A 15,962-nucleotide genomic window follows, 5' to 3' on the forward strand; every position below is an offset into this window, starting at 1 on the left:
GCCCATGCTATTTGACCTCCTGCTGCATGACCAGGTCAGGCAGCCACGTCACCACCTGCGGCCAGATCGTGATGATGCCGATGGCGACCACCATCATCATGAAGAACGGCAGCGAGACCCGGGCGATATAGTTGCTGTCCTTGCCGGTCATGCTCTGCAGCACGAACAGGTTGAACCCGACCGGCGGCGTCACCTCGGCGATCTCCACCAGCAGCACGATGAAGATGCCGAACCAGACCAGGTCGAACCCGGCCGCCTGCACCATCGGCAGCACGGTAGCGGTGGTCAGCGCGATCATCGAGATGCCGTCGAGCGCGGTGCCGAGCACGATGTAGATCACCGTCAGCACCGCGATCAGCGCCCACGGCGACAGCTGCAGCGCGGCCACCCACTCGGCCAGCGCGCGCGGGATGCCGGTAAAGCTCATCGTCACCGACAGGAACGAGGTGGCGCCGAGCACGAACATGATCATCGCGGTCAGGCGCGTCGCCGACATCAGGCTGTCCCAGAACGCCGCGCGCGTCAGCGAGCCGCCGGCCCACGCCAGCCCCAGCGACGCCACCACGCCATAGGCCGCGGCCTCGGTCGCGGTGGCGTAGCCGGTGACCATGACCCAGGTGATAAAGGCGATCAGCACGATGCACGGCAGCAACTGCCGGATCGACGCCAGCCGCGCATGCCAGTCGAAGCGATCCGGCGCCGGCGTCTTGTCGGGGTTGGCCAGCGCCCAGACAACGATGTAGCCGGAGAACAGCAGCATCAGCATCAGCCCGGGGACAAAGCCGGCCAGGAACACGCGGATGATCGACACGTCCGCCGACACCGCATACACCACCATCGTGATCGACGGCGGGATCAGGATGCCCAGCGTGCCCGCGCACGACAGCGAGCCGAGCGTGGTGCGCTCGTCGTAGCCGCGCCGCGTCAGCTCCGGCAACGCGGATTTGGCAATGGTGGCGCAGGTCGCCGCCGACGATCCCGACACCGAGCCGAAGATGCCGCAGCCCAGGATGTTGACGTGCATCAGCCGCCCCGGCAGCCAGTTCAGCCACGGCGAGAGCCCGTTGAACATCTGCTCTGACAGCTTGGTGCGGAACAGGATCTCGCCCATCCAGACAAAGAGCGGCAACGAGGCCAGCGTGTACGACGCGCTCGACGACCACCACGCGTTGGCCAGGCTTACCAGCGCCTCGCGGTCGGAGAACACCACCAGTCCGATCCACGAGGTGACCGCGATTGCCACCGGGATCCACGCGCCGATCGCCAGGAAGACGATCATCACCAGCAGCAGGATCAATGCAACCAGGACCGTGCTCATCAGATCGTCTCCCCGAAATCGCCTGCGGCGAGCTTGGCTTCCTGCGCCAGCTGGTAGCGCGGCTTCTGCCGGCGCACCACGCGCAGCCATTCATCGGCCACCGCCAGCAGGAAGCCGAAGATGCCCAGCACCGCGAAGCTCTGCGGAATCCACAGCGGGATCACGATCTGTCCCTGCGAGACATCGCCGATGTCCCAGCTTTGCCAGGCGAAGGTGCCGAGCGCCCAGGCGGCGTAGGCGGCAAACGCCAGGCAGACGGTCAGCGAAGCCACCTCCAGCACCCAGCGCCTGCGTGGGCCGACGGCTTCGAGCAGCATCTCCACGCGCACGATGCCGCCGTGCTGGAAGGTCTGGCCGAGCACGAGAAAGGCGGAGGCCGCGCACAGCCAGGCGACGATATCGTCGCCGCCCTTGAAGATCACCGCGGTCTCGCGCGACAACGACATCAGGATCATGATCACGCAGACGGCGAGAATGCAGAGCGCGCCGAGCGCGGCAAACAGGTCGAGCAGGCGGTCGAGCCAGCGCTTGGGGAGTGGGGCAGTCGGCATGATGGCAGCGTCAGGAAGGTGGAAATCCCCGCCATGCCAGCCTGCACGGCCTGGCGGGAGGCTGCGGTGCTTGCTTACTTGCGATAGGCGTTGAGGATGGCCTTGCCATCATCGCCCGCGGTCTTGGCCCAGTCGTCCACCATGGTCTGGCCGACCTTCTGCATGTCGGACTTGAGCTGCGGCGAGGGCGGCTGCACCGTCATGCCGTTCTTCGACAAGGTGGCCAGGTACTCCCTGGTTTTCTGCTCCGAGACCTGCCAGCCGCGCTTCTCGGCGTCGGCGACGGCCTTGAGCAGCGCGTCCTGGGTGGGCTTGTCCAGTGCCGCGAAGGCCTTCTTGCTGACCACCAGCATGTTCTTGGGCAGCCACGCATCCACGGTGTAGAAGTACTTCACGCTTTCCCACACCTTGGTGTCGACCCCGGTCGCCCCCGACGACATGAACGAATTGACCGTGCCGGTGGCCAGCGCCTGCGCCAGGTCGGCCGCCTGGATCGTCACCGGCTGCGCGCTGACCAGTTCGGCGATGCGCGAGGTGGCCGGATTGTAGGCCCGCCACTTCAGCCCCTTCATGTCGGCGGCCGAGTTGATCGGCTTGTTGGCGTAGATGCCCTGGGGTGGCCACGCCACCGCATAGAGCAGCTTCATGCCCTGCTTGTCGAGCACCTTCTCGGTGACCGGGCGCGATGCCTGCCACAGCTTGTAGGCATCGGGGTAGCTGGTGGCCAGGAACGGCACCGCATCGACGCCGAACACGGGGTTCTCGTTGGCCAGCAGCGACATCAGGATCTCGCCCATCTGCACCTGGCCGGTCTGCACGCCGCGCTTGATCTCGTTGGCCTTGAGCAGCGAGCCATTAGGATGCAGCACGATCTTGAGCTTGCCGCCGGTCGCCTTGTCGACGTCGTTGGCCATCTGCTGCAGGTTTTCCGTGTGCAGGTTGCTCGCCGGGTAGCCGGTGGGCAGATCCCACTTGGTATCCGCCTGTACCGTCATGGCGGCCAGCGCCAGGCCGGCCGCAACGATTGCCTTGACTCGCATCTCGATCTCTCCTGGTGTGCGCGCGGGGCGCGGTTGTACAGCTTGTCTGCGTACTACCTGGTGCCTTCCGCGGCGTGGGCCGCGGTCAGCGCAAGATCAACAGCGCGGCGGCGGCCTCAGTCGTCGCGCGAAGACGGTTGCACGATCCGTTCCAACGCAAGTGCCGTGCCCAGCAGTTCGGCATCGCGCATCGGGCCGTGCGACAGCATCAGCCCGACCGGCAGTTCGTCCGGCGCGTGGCAGGGCAGCGAGATCGAGCAGCCGTCGAAGAAATTGAAGGCCGAGGTGTTGCGCAACAGCAGGGCATTGACGCGGAAGAACTGCGCGTCGTCGGTGCGCAGCGGCGCGATCTCGGGGGCAACCATCGGCACGGTCGGGCACACCACCGCGTCGAAGCGGGCCAGGCGCGCTTCCATGCGGGCGATCCAGCCAAGGCGGGCGCGGCCCAGGTCGATATAGTCGGCGGCGCTGACCGTTGCGCCGCGGTCGATGCGCGATGCCACGCGCGGGTCGTACAGCTCGCGCTTGCCGGCCAGTACATGGCGGTGGATGGCATAAGCCTCGGGCGCGCTGAAGCCGCCCTGCGCATTCAGGGCGGCGAGTTCGCCAAGCTCAGGCAGGTCGACATGTTCCAGTTGCACGCCGGCGGCCGACAGCCGTCCGAGTGCGCGGTCGAAGGCGCGGGCAACGACGGGGTCGAGATCGTCCAGCAGGTACTGGCGAGGAATCGCCAGCCGCGTCGCCGACGGGCTGGTGACGCGCGGCAGCACCGCCTGGTCGGCGATCACGGCATCGACCACGACGCAGTCGCCGACCGTGCGCGCCATGGCGCACGCGGTGTCGAGCGTGTACGACAACGGGAAGGCCCCGGTCAGCGGCACGCGCCGGGCAGTCGGCTTGAAGCCCGTGATGCCGCACAGCGCGGCCGGGATGCGGATCGAGCCGCCGGTATCGCTGCCGAGCGCCGCGACCGCCAGCCCGAGCGCCACCGACACTGCCGCGCCCGACGACGAGCCGCCAGGAATGCGCGGCGTGCCGGGCTCGCTGGCCGGGTTGGCCGGCGTGCCGTAGTGGGGGTTGATGCCGACGCCGGAGAAGGCGAACTCCGTCATATTGGTCCGGCCGACGATGGCGGCGCCCGCCTGGCGCAGGCGCGCCACCACGGTCGCGTCCGCCGTCGCCGGGGCGGCATCCTGGCGCACGACCGAGGCCGCGCGCGTGACTTCTCCGGCAACGTCATAGAGGTCCTTCACCGAGACCGGCAGGCCGGCCAGCGGGTGCAACGTCTTGCCGGCGCCGCTGGCGGCATCGGCGGCGCGCGCGACCTGCGCGGCGGCCTCGAAGGTGCTGTGCAGGAACACGGCTTCGGCGGCGGGCCCGGCTGCCGCGGCGGCGGCCTCCTCAAGGACCGCTGCGCGGCTGGTAGCGCCCTCGCGCAGGCGGGTGTTCAGGGTATCGAGATCGGGAAGCATGGATGGCATGGGCGCGATGGTGCGGTACCGGGGGTGGTGATCATGCTCATAATTCGCGAATCAAGTGTCAAGCTAAAAATGCCGAATGGCGCGCATAAGCATTGACGCAGTGCTCTGCGGGGAGCGAATACGCGTGGAAGCCCGAGAACGCCGCTCGGGCGAAAAATTGCGCAAAGTGATGCATAAGCATTATCACGATTCCATGTAACACGGCATCGCCGTGATGGCGCAATGCAAAATCCCTCGCCCGGCAAGGTACAATAGCGGTTTCCCGCCAGCCGGACACCCCATGCAGCGGTGCCGGCCAAGCAGCAGCCATTACCCAGGCTTTTCCCAGCCTTACTCCACGCCTCCCGACCGCTACGATCATGGCGCATTTCTCGTGCTTCCCCGGCGCTTTGGCGCTTTCCGCCTTCCGTCAGCAACGCCTGCTCACCGCCCTGCGGCAAATCGATGCCGATATCGAATCGGTGCACGGCCAGTTCCTGCATTTTGTTGACGCGCAGACGCCGCTGTCGGCCGACGACCAGTCGCGCGTGGCGGCGCTGCTGACCTATGGCGCACCCTTCGCCGAGCAGCCCGAGGGCGACCGCTTCGTCGTGATCCCGCGCTTCGGCACGATCTCGCCGTGGGCCAGCAAGGCGACCGACATTGCCCACAACTGCGGCCTGACGCATATCCACCGCATCGAGCGCGGCATCGAGATCACCGTGATCTGCAAGAAGGGCCTGCTGCGCGGGCGCAAGTCGCTGGACGCGGACACCCGCGCCGCCGTGGCCGCGCACCTGTTCGACCGCATGACCGAGACCGTGGTCGCCTCGCGCGAGGACGCCGCCGGCCTGTTCCAGGAACTGCCGGCCAAGCCGCTGCGCTTTATCGACATCGCCGCCGGCCGCAGCGCGCTGGCCGCGGCCAACGTCGAGATGGGCCTGGCCCTGTCCGAGGACGAGATCGACTACCTGGTCGACGCGTACGCCAAGCTGGAGCGCAACCCGACCGACGTCGAGCTGATGATGTTCGCGCAGGCCAATAGCGAACACTGCCGCCACAAGATCTTCAACGCCACCTGGACCATCGACGGCGTGCAGCAGGACAAGTCGCTGTTCGCGATGATCCGCAATACGCACCAGCTCAATCCGCAAGGCTCGATCGTGGCCTACTCGGACAACTCGGCGGTGATGGAAGGCGATGTGGCCGAGCGCTGGTTCCCGCGCGGCAATGACCACAAGTACGGCCGCCACGAGGCGCTGACGCACACGCTGATGAAGGTGGAGACGCACAACCACCCGACCGCGATCTCGCCGTTCCCGGGCGCTTCGACCGGCGCCGGCGGTGAAATCCGCGACGAGGGCGCGACCGGCCGCGGCGCCAAGCCCAAGGCCGGCCTGACCGGCTTCACGGTGTCCAACCTGATGCTGCCCGAGGCCATCGAGTCCTGGGAAAACGACCGCGACGCCGCCCAGCCGGTGGCGCACCGCAACCCCGACGACAAGCCCGGCGTGACCGGCAAGCCCGACCGCATCGCCTCGCCGCTGCAGATCATGATCGACGGCCCGCTCGGCGGCGCCGCGTTCAACAATGAATTCGGCCGCGCCAACCTGGGCGGCTATTTCCGCGTCTACGAACAGAACGTCGGCGGCACGGTGCGCGGGTACCACAAGCCGATCATGATCGCTGGCGGTATCGGCAATATCGACGCCTCGCACACGCACAAGAACCCGCTGCCGGCCGGCACGCTGCTGATCCAGCTGGGCGGACCGGGCATGCGCATCGGCATGGGCGGCGGCGCCGCCAGCTCGATGGCGACCGGCACCAATACCGCCGACCTGGACTTCGACTCGGTCCAGCGTGGCAATCCGGAAATGGAGCGCCGCGCGCAGGAAGTGATCAACGCCTGCTGGCAGCTTGGCGACGCCAACCCGATCCTGTCGATCCACGACGTCGGCGCTGGCGGCATCTCGAACGCCTTCCCGGAACTGGTCGACGGCGCCGGCCGCGGCGCGCGCTTTGACCTGCGCCAGGTGCACCTGGAAGAGTCCGGCCTGTCGCCGGCGGAGATCTGGTGCAACGAGTCGCAGGAGCGCTATGTGCTGGCGATCGCGCCGGACAGCTTCCCGCAGTTCCAGGCGATGTGCGAGCGCGAGCGTTCGCCGTTCGCCGTGGTCGGCATTGCGACTGAGGAAAAGCAGCTGCAACTGGTCGACGCCAGCGTCGACGCCGCGCTCAAGGAACACCACGCGGTCAATATGCCGATGGACGTGCTGCTGGGCAAGCCGCCGCGCATGCACCGCGACGTCAAGCGCGTCGAGCAGCCGCTGCCGGCCGTGGACGTGACCGGCATCAGCCTGGAGCAGGCCGTGCGCGACGTGCTGCGCCACCCGACCGTGGCCAGCAAGTCGTTCCTGATCAGCATCGGCGACCGCACCGTGGGCGGCATGAACGCGCGCGACCAGATGGTCGGTCCGTGGCAGGTTCCGGTGGCCGACGTGGCCGTGACCACGCTGGACTACAAGGGCAATGCCGGCGAGGCGATGACCATGGGCGAGCGCACCCCGCTGGCCGTGATCGATGCCCCGGCTTCGGGCCGCATGGCGATCGGCGAGGCGCTGACCAACCTGGCCGCCGCGCCGGTCAAGGACCTGGGCAAGGTCAAGCTGTCGGCCAACTGGATGGCCGCCTGCGGCGTGGAAGGCGAGGACGCCAGGCTTTACGATACCGTGCACGCGGTCGGCATGGAACTGTGCCCGGCACTGGGCATCAGCATTCCGGTGGGCAAGGACTCGCTGTCCATGCGCACCAAGTGGCAGGACGAAGGCGTCAACAAGGAAGTAGTGGCGCCGGTGTCGCTGATCATCTCGGCGTTTGCCGCGGTGGACGACGTCAACCGCACGCTGACGCCCCAACTGCGCACCGATGCCGGCGACACCGTGCTGATCGCTGTCGACCTGAGCCGCGGCAAGAACCGCATGGGCGGCAGCATCCTGGCGCAGGTCACGCAGCAGGTGGGCGACAGCGCGCCGGACGTCGACAACGCTGAAGACCTGAAGAACTTCTTCAACGTGATCCAGCGCCTGAATCGCGAAGGCAAGCTGCTGGCTTACCACGACCGTTCCGATGGCGGCTTCATCGCCACGCTGGCCGAGATGGCCTTTGCCGGCCACTGCGGCGTGTCGCTGAACGTCGACATGCTGGCGCTCGATCCGCAGCAGGAACAGGACTACGGCGACGCCAAGAACTGGGCCCAGCAGATCGCCGAACGCCGCAATGACCAGACCCTGCGCGCGCTGTTCTCGGAAGAACTCGGCGCGGTGGTTCAGGTGCGCCTGCAGGACCGCGACGCGGTCTTCGCGGTGCTGCGCGAGGCCGGCCTGTCGGCATGCAGCCATGTGGTCGGCAAGCCCAACACGAACGACCAGGTCGAGATCTACCGCGATGCCAAGAAGGTGTTCGGCGCGTCGCGTACGGATCTGCAGCGCAACTGGAGCGAAGTCAGCTGGCGCATCGCCCGACTGCGCGACAACCCGGCCTGCGCCGACAGCGAATACGATCGCCTGCTGGATGCGGCCGACCCCGGCATCAGCCCGGTGCTGACGTTCGATCCGGCCGACGACATCGCCGCGCCGTTCATCGCCACCGGCGCGCGTCCGCGCGTGGCGATCCTGCGCGAGCAGGGTGTCAACTCGCAGATCGAGATGGCGTACAGCATGGACCGCGCCGGCTTCGACACGCACGACGTGCACATGAGCGACCTGATCGCCGGCCGCGCCAACCTGGCCGACTTCAAGGGCTTCGTGGCCTGCGGCGGCTTCAGCTACGGCGACGTGCTCGGCGCCGGCGAGGGCTGGGCCAAGACCATCCTGTTCAATGCGCAGATGGCCGAGCAGTTCGCCGCGTTCTTCAACCGCCAGGACACGTTTGCGCTGGGCGTTTGCAATGGTTGCCAGATGATGAGCAACCTGGCCCCGATCATTCCGGGCGCGGGGGCGTGGCCGAAGTTCACGCGTAACCAGTCGGAGCAGTACGAGGCGCGTTACGTCACGGTGGAGGTGCAGTCGTCGCCGTCGATCTTCTTTGCCGGCATGGAAGGCAGCCGCATTCCTATCGTGGTTGCACACGGTGAAGGCTTCGCGGACTTCTCGCAGCAGGGGAATATCGGCGAGGCCAACGTCGCGCTGCGTTTCGTCGACAACTATGGCGCGGTGACGCAGACCTATCCGTTGAACCCGAATGGCTCGCCTGACGGCATCACGTCGGTGACTACCTTCGACGGCCGCTTTACCGTGCTGATGCCGCATCCGGAGCGCGTGTTCCGTGCGGCGACGATGAGCTGGGCGCCGGATGCGTGGAAGCAGGTTGGCGATGGTGCCAGCCCGTGGATGCGGATGTTCCGGAATGCGAGGAAGTGGGTGGGGTAATACTTTGGATGGGGTGAAAGCCCCGACCACAATTAGCGATCTCGCGGCTGGTGACATGTTATCAGCCGTTGAATCGCCTGGTTCCGCCCTCCTGGGCGGGTCACTTTTTGGCCGAGCGCCAAAAAGTAACCAAAAAGCGCGTCGCCTGGGCGGCTGGCCATCAATTTGACGGCGTTGGTGGATCGGGCGGTGGTGATTTCCGTTTAGGCTTGGGTGCCCGTTCGAACCTGCTAACGCCAGGTGATTCAGGGCCTGTGCCTGGCGTTAACCGGCTCTTGAACGATCCCCATGCCGGGCGTAGGCCGCCTGCTGCATGCCATATTGGTGGGACGCCTTCGGCTGCGCTATGCGCGGGCCCAAGTTGGCAGAGCGGCCGATCTCGCCCTGGCTACCATCGCCGCCTAGCAAGCGAAGCGATGCGGGTTCGTGCCAGTGCACCTCACCCGCGAGACTGAGCCGCGCGCAGCGCAGCCGTAGGCGATGATGCGATACCGCATGGAGCAGGCGGCCTACACCCGTCCTGGGGATGGTTCAAAAGTGGGTATTCGTCAGGCACCCACACTCACTCACCTGGCGTAGCAGGGTGGAACCGCGGCCACGCCTCGCTGAGACCAAAATCGCCAATATGACCAGAAGCGCCAAATTGGCTCAGCCAGCCGCAGGCGACGCGCTTTTTGGTTACTTTTTGGCGCTCGGCCAAAAAGTGACCCGCCCAGGAGGGCGGAACCAGGCGCTTCAACGGCCGACAACATATCACCAGCTGCGAGGACTGTCGAGAATCTACAAGAGCCAAACTGCTGCTCATCGATTCATTCCAAAACCGGCGCCATCAATCTGGAACTCCACGACGCATACGCATACGTCAACATCCGCCCCGACTCAAAGCCAGGCATCGGCTTGATCTCGCCGCGAGCCTCCTTGTACGCCACCACGGCATGCAGGATCTTCTCGGGCGCATAACGGTCACGCAGGGGAAGGTAGGGATGGAGCTGGCGCCAGCCGGGGGCGGCGCCGTCCAAGGACGCCCAGGCCAACGCGCAATAGCACATGCCCCGGGACGTGAGATGCCACAGTTGCCAGTAGGGGGCGGTCGTCTCCACGCGCTGCATCGTTCAACCTTGCAGAACCGGTGGGGCGACCGGTCCGTGATTACTGGATTTTCGCCTTGTCCTTCAGCGACTTCATCATGGCCTGGAACTGCTCGCGCTGCCAGTTCTGGTCGCCCATCATCATCTGCATCAGCTGCGGCTTGACCTCTTCGAACGACGGGATCTTGGCGTCGCGCACGTCCACCAGTTCGATGATGTGCCAGCCGAACTGGGTCTTGACCGGCGTATCGGTCATCTGGCCCTTCTTCAGGCCGGTCATGGCCGCAGAGAACTCAGGCACGTAGCTGCTGCTGTTGGCCCAGTCCAGGTCGCCGCCATTGGCGGCCGAGCCCGGGTCCTTCGAGGCGGCCTTGGCCTGGTCCTCGAACTTGGCGCCGCCCTTGATCTTGGCGATGATGGCCTTGGCGTCGGCTTCCTTTTCCACCAGGATATGGCGGGCATGGTATTCCTTGCCATTGCCGAATTGCGACTTGATCTTGTCGTATTGCTTGCGCAGTTCGGCGTCGCTGGCGCCGTGGGTCTTGACGTAGTCCTCGAACACCGCGCCGGCCAGCACGTTCAGGCGTGCCTGTTCCAGTTGCTCCTGCACGTCGTCGCGCTGGGTGATACCGCGCTTGTTGGCTTCCTGCACGAGCAGTTCGCGGTCGATCAGCATGTCGCGGCCACGCTTGCGCAGCTCCGGATTGTCGGGCTGGCCGGTGCCGGCGATCAACTTGTCCAGCTTTGCCGACGGAATGGCCTTGCCATTCACGACGGCGGCATTCTGGGCGATGGCCGGCAGGCTGCCAGCTGCAAGCACAGCCGCCAGGCTGAACGAGAGGACGGAGGTCTTCATGGAATCTGGTCTGAGAGTTGCTGAAAGAAGCGCGCTTATACGCGCGATTGGTACTCTTGGTCGGTGTACGCAGTCACGGCCAAGGCGTGGATCTGCGCGGGGAACAGACTGCGCAGCGCATCATACACCATGCGGTGTCGCGCAACCCGGCTGTGACCTGCAAAGCGCTCGCTGACAATTGTCACGTCGTAATGTCCGCCGCCGGATGCGGCACCGGCGTGTCCGGCGTGCAGTGCGCTGTCGTCGCGCACGGCCAGGTGGCTGGGCGCGAGCGCTTCTCGCAGCAGCGCCTCGATGGTGGCGGGATCGGCTGCCATTGGTAGTTTTCCTTCTCGGGATATAAACGGCAGGAGCGTCAGTCCTGGCTGCTCTCGGGCATGTGCCGCGACAGCCAGACACTCTGCGCGACGATAAACACCAGCATCAGCCCCATGCTGCCGAACAGCTTGAAATTGACCCAGACGTCGGTGGAGAACTGATAGGCCACGTAGAGATTGAGCACGCCCATGACCGCGAAGAAGCCGGCCCAGGCGGCATTCAGGCGCGTCCACACCGGATCGGGCAAGGTTACCTGCTTTTCCATCATGGCGCGGATCAGGTTCTTGCGCCAGACCATCGCCGAGCCCATCAGTGCCACGGCGAACATCCAGTAGAGCACCGTCGGCTTCCACTTGATGAAGGTCTCGTTGTGAAGCACCAGCGTCGCGCCGCCGAACACGGCGATGATCAGCAGGCTGACCCACTGCATCGGCTCGACCTTGCGGTGGCGGAACCAGACCCAGCCGATCTGCACCACCGTCGCGGCAATGGCCACGGCGGTAGCGGTGTAGATGTCGGCCAGCTTGAAGGCGGCGAAGAACAGGATGACCGGGAACAGGTCGAACAGGAATTTCATGCGATACCAGGTTGTTGCCGGCCCGAGGGCCGGGGCTTGTCCTCAGCGCTGCGGGTCGCGCCGGGGTTCGTTGCCGCTGCCGGCATCGTGGGCATGATCCGCCTCACGCTGCGCCGGGTCGCGGTCATCGAATTTTAGCGCAGCCGAGTTGATGCAATAGCGCAGGCCGGTCGGGGCCGGCCCGTCCTCGAACACATGGCCCAGGTGGCTGCCGCATTCCTTGCAGCGGACTTCCACCCGCACCATGCCGTGGGTATGGTCGGCGTGTTCGGCAATGACCTCGCCGTTGATGGGGCGGAAATAGCTGGGCCAGCCGCAGCCGGCGTCGAACTTGGTGGCGGACTCGAACAGCGCCGTGCCGCAGCCGACACAGTTGTAGATGCCGCGTTCCCAGTGGTCCCAGTAGCGGCCGGTGAAGGGGCGCTCGGTCGCGGCTTCGCGCGTCACACGGTATTCGATGTCGGAGAGCTGGTCGCGCCACTCGGCGTCGGTCTTGGTGGTGGTCATTGTGGTTTCCTCACGGTCATGCCCGGGGTAATGGCCTCGGAACTTGGCCCCGGAACCTTCGTTGGTCGGCGCACTGGCGCGAACCTTACACCGTACGGCGCCGGCATGCAGGCTCCGGCGCATGCGCAATCCGGTCATGACGAGCAGCTGACTTCCAGCCCGGCGGCCCAGTCCGGCGGCAGCGCGGCGTAGTGATCCGCCTCCGGCTGCTCGTCGAAGGGGCGCGACAGCACGGCCAGCAGGCGCTCGACTTCGCTGAAATCCTTCTCGCGCGCGCGCCGGATCGCGGTCTCGGCAAGGTGGTTGCGCAGCACGTATTTTGGGTTCACCGCCAGCATTTCCAGTTCGCGCGCGGCGTCGTCCGATTGCTCAGCGCGCAGCCGCGCGCGGTAGTCGGCGGCCCAGGCGTCGAAAGCGGCGCGGTCCAGGAACAGGTCGCGCACCGGCGCATCGCGCGAGGCATCCTGCGACGAGATGCCGCACAGCTTGCGCCAGAACAGCGTGTAGTCCACGCGCTGCCCGTGCAACAGCTGGAACAGGCTGGTCAGCAGGGGCTCGTCGGCCTTGTCGTTGGCAACCCCGTCGCCGCCGGCCGGCGGGCGCAGGCCAAGCTTGGCGCGGTAGTGGCGGAAGAAGGCGGCGGCATAGCGGTCGCGGAACGGGTCGAGCGCTGCGCGTGCCGACTCGACGGCGGCATCGCGGGCGCCTTCCTTGTCGGCGTCCTCCGCGGGCAGCCACAGCGGCAGCAGTGCCTGCGCCAGGCAGTGCAGGTTCCAGAATGCCACCTGCGGTTGCTGGCTGTAGGCGTAGCGGCCCTGCGTATCGGAGTGGTTGCAGATATGGTTGGCGTCGAACGCATCGAGGAAGCCGAACGGGCCGTAGTCGATGGTCAGTCCCAGGATCGACATATTGTCGGTGTTCATCACGCCATGGCAGAAACCGATGGCCTGCCAGTGCGCGACCAGGTCGGCGGTGCGCAGCGAGACTTCGCGCAGCAGCGCCTGGTAGGGCTGGGCATCGTCGCGGCAGGCCGGCATGAAGTTGTCGATGACGAAGTCCGCCAGCTGGCGCAGCGAGGCCACGTCGTCATGCGCGGCGAAATGCTCGAAATGCCCGAAGCGGACAAAGGTCGGCGCCAGGCGCGTGACCACCGCCGAGGTCTCGATGGTTTCGCGCCGCACCGGCGCGTCCGAGCCGACGATGCTGAGTGCGCGCGTGGTCGGCACGCCCAGCGCGGCCATCGCTTCCGAACACAGGTACTCGCGGATCGACGAGCGCAGCACCGCGCGGCCGTCGGCCATGCGCGAGTAGGGCGTCAGCCCGGCGCCCTTGAGCTGGATTTCCCAGGGGCCCGTGGCGGTGTCGGCCTGCGCCAGCCGGATCGCGCGGCCGTCGCCGAGTTGCCCGGCCCAGATGCCGAACTGGTGTCCGGAATAGACCGTGGCAATCGGGTCGGCCCAGCGGGGCACCTGGTTGCCGACGAAGGTTTCGACAAAGCCTGGCTTGGCACCGACGCCGGCATCCCAGCCCAGCAGCGCCGCGGCGGCCGGCGCCAAGCCTACCAGGTAGGGCGAGGGCAGCGGCGTTGGCTGCAGGCGCGTAAAGAATTTCTCGCCAAGCAGGGAGAAGCCGGCTGTGGTGGCGAAGGGTACGGCGAGCGCCGCGGCATCGTTGGTATCGTTGTCGTGCAAGGCGTTGGACTGGGGCGTGTCTGGCATCGCGAATTGGGGCGCGAAGGGGGCGCGCGGCAAGCGCAATCCGCGGGTCCGGGTGCGGCGCGCAGGGCCGCTACGGGGCGGTGCAGCGCCGCATGACGGGGGCACGGGAATGCGCAGATGGCTAGGGAAAACGACATGTTGAGGTGCAACATGCCACGCAGTATTGTACGTCCTCAACGGCTCACATCTGGTGAGACCGCCAAGCACCGCGCAGTTATTTCCCTCCTTCAGTGCGCACATGAATCCGGTGCATGGATTTCGCAGAATTGCGGCCCCGATTACCACGCTTCACCACACGGCTTAACCAACCACAGCAGTACGGCAGTGCACAACAGATTTACCGTGACGCTGTTTCTAGGCAGGCGGACAACCGCCCAAAAATAGTACGGTTGTTCGTTTTTTAGACGGATCCACCAGACTTCAGGAGGCAGTTTCATGGCATTGATGGGTCAAATGATGAGCGCGCCGCTGCTCATTTCCTCCATCATCAGGCACGCCGCCCGTTATTACGGGACGACCGAAATCGTCTCGCGCCGCACTGAGGGCGACCTGCACCGCTATACGTACCGCGATTGCGAACTGCGCGCCCGCAAGGTGGCGCAGGCGCTCGGCGCGCTGGGCGTGCAGCAGGGCGAGCGCGTCGGCACGCTGGCGTGGAACGGCTATCGCCACCTGGAGGTTTACTATGGCGTGTCGGGCATGGGCGCCGTCTGCCATACCATCAACCCGCGCCTGTTCCCCGAGCAGATCGCCTATATCGTCAACCACGCCGAAGACGGCTACATCTTCTTCGACCTGACCTTCCTGCCGCTGGTAGAGGGTGTCGCGCCGCATTGCCCCAACGTGAAGGGCTGGGTCGCGATGACCGACCGCGCCCACATGCCGGCCGAGTGCAAGGTGCCGCTGCTCTGCTACGAGGAACTGGTCGAGGCGCAGGACGGCAACTACGAATGGCCGCAGTTCGACGAGAACCTCGCGTCGAGCCTGTGCTACACCTCGGGCACCACCGGCAATCCCAAGGGCGCGCTGTATTCGCACCGCTCCACCGTGCTGCACTCGTACGCGTCGGCGCTGCCCGACGCGCTCGGCTGCTCGGCGCGCGACGTGATCCTGCCCGTGGTGCCGATGTTCCACGTCAACGCCTGGGGCCTGCCGTACTCGGTGCCGCTGGTCGGCGCCAAGCTGGTGTTCCCGGGCGCCAAGCTCGACGGCGCGTCGCTGTATGAACTGTTCGAGCAGGAGAAGGTGACCTTCTCCGCAGGCGTGCCGACGGTCTGGCTTGGCCTGCTGCAATACGTGCAGTCGAACAACCTGAAGTTCTCCACCTTCCGCCGCACCGTGATCGGCGGCTCGGCCGCGCCGCCGGCGATGATCCGCGCGCTCGAGGCGCTGGACGTGGAAGTCATCCACGCCTGGGGCATGACCGAGATGTCGCCGCTGGGCACCTCGTGCAAGCTGCTGGCCAAGCATGACGAACTCTCCGACGCGGACCGCCACAAGATCCTGGAGAAGCAGGGGCGCGTGATCTTCGGCGTCGACATGAAGATCGTCGATGGCGAAGGCAAGGAGCTGTCATGGGACGGCAAGGCCTTCGGCGACCTGATGGTGCGCGGGCCGTGGATCATCGGCCAGTACTACCGCAACGGCAGCAACCCGCTGGTCGACGGCTGGTTCCCGACCGGTGACGTTGCCACCATCGATGAAGACGGCTTCATGCAGATCACGGACCGCAGCAAGGACGTGATCAAGTCCGGCGGCGAATGGATTTCGTCGATCGACATCGAGAACGTCGCCGCCGCGCACCCCGCGGTGCACATGGCGGCCTGCATCTCGGCCTACCACCCCAAGTGGGACGAGCGCCCGCTGCTGGTGGTGGTGAAGAAGCCCGGTGCCGAAGTCACGCGCGAGGAACTGCTGCAGTTCTTCGAGGGCAAGGTCGCCAAGTGGTGGATCCCGGACGATGTCTCCTTTGTCACGGAGATTCCGCTGACCGCCACCGGCAAGATGCAGAAGCTCAAGCTGCGCGAACAGTTCAAGGACTACAAGCTGCCGACCGCCTGAGGCCGGCAGGGCAGCACCGGTGCGCCGTGCCTGCTTGCGGC

The 15,962-nt window shown here is 66.1% G+C and carries 12 protein-coding genes; 2 read left to right on the top strand and 10 right to left on the bottom strand.

The window, feature by feature from the left end:
* Window positions 1-7: 7 nt before the first annotated feature.
* The 4 genes from VSR71_RS08325 to VSR71_RS08340 form a co-directional block, all read right to left on the bottom strand.
* Window positions 8-1,318: a TRAP transporter large permease subunit gene (locus VSR71_RS08325; RefSeq protein WP_342913403.1), complete on the bottom strand. Its 1,311-nt coding sequence runs from the start codon at window positions 1,316-1,318 to the stop codon at window positions 8-10.
* The gene (locus VSR71_RS08330) at window positions 1,318-1,869 is read right to left on the bottom strand and encodes a TRAP transporter small permease (RefSeq protein WP_342913404.1); all 552 of its coding nucleotides are present in this window, start codon (window positions 1,867-1,869) and stop codon (window positions 1,318-1,320) included. Before VSR71_RS08330 ends, VSR71_RS08325 begins: the two co-directional genes overlap by 1 nt.
* 74 nt (window positions 1,870-1,943) lie before the next feature.
* Window positions 1,944-2,909 carry a TRAP transporter substrate-binding protein gene (locus VSR71_RS08335; RefSeq protein ID WP_342913405.1) on the bottom strand — a complete coding sequence of 322 codons (966 nt, stop codon included), beginning with the start codon at window positions 2,907-2,909 and terminating at the stop codon, window positions 1,944-1,946.
* Between the two features lie 116 nt (window positions 2,910-3,025).
* Window positions 3,026-4,390, bottom strand: a complete 1,365-nt coding sequence (locus VSR71_RS08340; RefSeq protein ID WP_342913406.1) for an amidase — start codon at window positions 4,388-4,390, stop codon at window positions 3,026-3,028.
* A 359-nt stretch (window positions 4,391-4,749) separates the two neighbouring features.
* Here VSR71_RS08340 and purL point away from each other — a divergent pair, with 359 nt between their 5' ends.
* The gene (gene purL / locus VSR71_RS08345; protein ID WP_342913407.1) at window positions 4,750-8,796 is read left to right on the top strand and encodes a phosphoribosylformylglycinamidine synthase; all 4,047 of its coding nucleotides are present in this window, start codon (window positions 4,750-4,752) and stop codon (window positions 8,794-8,796) included.
* Between the two features lie 809 nt (window positions 8,797-9,605).
* On the opposite strand, the gene VSR71_RS08350 is transcribed toward purL, so the two are convergent.
* From VSR71_RS08350 to VSR71_RS08375, 6 genes are all read right to left on the bottom strand, one after another.
* Complete coding sequence (locus tag VSR71_RS08350; RefSeq protein WP_342913408.1) at window positions 9,606-9,905, bottom strand: hypothetical protein; 300 nt, start codon at window positions 9,903-9,905, stop codon at window positions 9,606-9,608.
* Between the two features lie 40 nt (window positions 9,906-9,945).
* A complete protein-coding gene (locus tag VSR71_RS08355; protein ID WP_209761151.1) occupies window positions 9,946-10,740 on the bottom strand; it encodes a peptidylprolyl isomerase in 795 nt (264 codons plus the stop codon).
* Between the two features lie 35 nt (window positions 10,741-10,775).
* Window positions 10,776-11,057, bottom strand: coding sequence for a BolA family transcriptional regulator (locus VSR71_RS08360; protein WP_342913409.1), 282 nt, complete (start codon window positions 11,055-11,057; stop codon window positions 10,776-10,778).
* Between the two features lie 38 nt (window positions 11,058-11,095).
* Window positions 11,096-11,635: a septation protein A gene (locus tag VSR71_RS08365; RefSeq protein ID WP_342913410.1), complete on the bottom strand. Its 540-nt coding sequence runs from the start codon at window positions 11,633-11,635 to the stop codon at window positions 11,096-11,098.
* Window positions 11,636-11,677: 42 nt separating this feature from the next.
* On the bottom strand, window positions 11,678-12,142 hold the full coding sequence (gene msrB / locus VSR71_RS08370; RefSeq protein ID WP_342913411.1) for a peptide-methionine (R)-S-oxide reductase MsrB: 465 nt from the start codon (window positions 12,140-12,142) through the stop codon (window positions 11,678-11,680).
* A 134-nt stretch (window positions 12,143-12,276) separates the two neighbouring features.
* Window positions 12,277-13,860: a protein adenylyltransferase SelO gene (locus VSR71_RS08375; protein WP_342913412.1), complete on the bottom strand. Its 1,584-nt coding sequence runs from the start codon at window positions 13,858-13,860 to the stop codon at window positions 12,277-12,279.
* 435 nt (window positions 13,861-14,295) lie between these two features.
* Here VSR71_RS08375 and VSR71_RS08380 point away from each other — a divergent pair, with 435 nt between their 5' ends.
* Window positions 14,296-15,921, top strand: coding sequence for a 3-(methylthio)propionyl-CoA ligase (locus VSR71_RS08380; protein WP_342913413.1), 1,626 nt, complete (start codon window positions 14,296-14,298; stop codon window positions 15,919-15,921).
* Window positions 15,922-15,962: the final 41 nt, after the last annotated feature.

The sequence above is a fragment of the Cupriavidus oxalaticus genome (genome assembly GCF_038900635.1).
Lineage (GTDB): Bacteria > Pseudomonadota > Gammaproteobacteria > Burkholderiales > Burkholderiaceae > Cupriavidus > Cupriavidus oxalaticus_B.

What these genes read in the sequence shown, in the direction of transcription:
- VSR71_RS08325 (WP_342913403.1), bottom strand. Translation starts at nt 1,318, where the DNA reads ATGAGCACGGTCCTGGTTGCATTGATCCTGCTGCTGGTGATGATCGTC.
- VSR71_RS08330 (WP_342913404.1), bottom strand. Translation starts at nt 1,869, where the DNA reads ATGCCGACTGCCCCACTCCCCAAGCGCTGGCTCGACCGCCTGCTCGAC.
- VSR71_RS08335 (WP_342913405.1), bottom strand. Translation starts at nt 2,909, where the DNA reads ATGCGAGTCAAGGCAATCGTTGCGGCCGGCCTGGCGCTGGCCGCCATG.
- VSR71_RS08340 (WP_342913406.1), bottom strand. Translation starts at nt 4,390, where the DNA reads ATGCCATCCATGCTTCCCGATCTCGATACCCTGAACACCCGCCTGCGC.
- purL (WP_342913407.1), top strand. Translation starts at nt 4,750, where the DNA reads ATGGCGCATTTCTCGTGCTTCCCCGGCGCTTTGGCGCTTTCCGCCTTC.
- VSR71_RS08350 (WP_342913408.1), bottom strand. Translation starts at nt 9,905, where the DNA reads ATGCAGCGCGTGGAGACGACCGCCCCCTACTGGCAACTGTGGCATCTC.
- VSR71_RS08355 (WP_209761151.1), bottom strand. Translation starts at nt 10,740, where the DNA reads ATGAAGACCTCCGTCCTCTCGTTCAGCCTGGCGGCTGTGCTTGCAGCT.
- VSR71_RS08360 (WP_342913409.1), bottom strand. Translation starts at nt 11,057, where the DNA reads ATGGCAGCCGATCCCGCCACCATCGAGGCGCTGCTGCGAGAAGCGCTC.
- VSR71_RS08365 (WP_342913410.1), bottom strand. Translation starts at nt 11,635, where the DNA reads ATGAAATTCCTGTTCGACCTGTTCCCGGTCATCCTGTTCTTCGCCGCC.
- msrB (WP_342913411.1), bottom strand. Translation starts at nt 12,142, where the DNA reads ATGACCACCACCAAGACCGACGCCGAGTGGCGCGACCAGCTCTCCGAC.
- VSR71_RS08375 (WP_342913412.1), bottom strand. Translation starts at nt 13,860, where the DNA reads ATGCCAGACACGCCCCAGTCCAACGCCTTGCACGACAACGATACCAAC.
- VSR71_RS08380 (WP_342913413.1), top strand. Translation starts at nt 14,296, where the DNA reads ATGGCATTGATGGGTCAAATGATGAGCGCGCCGCTGCTCATTTCCTCC.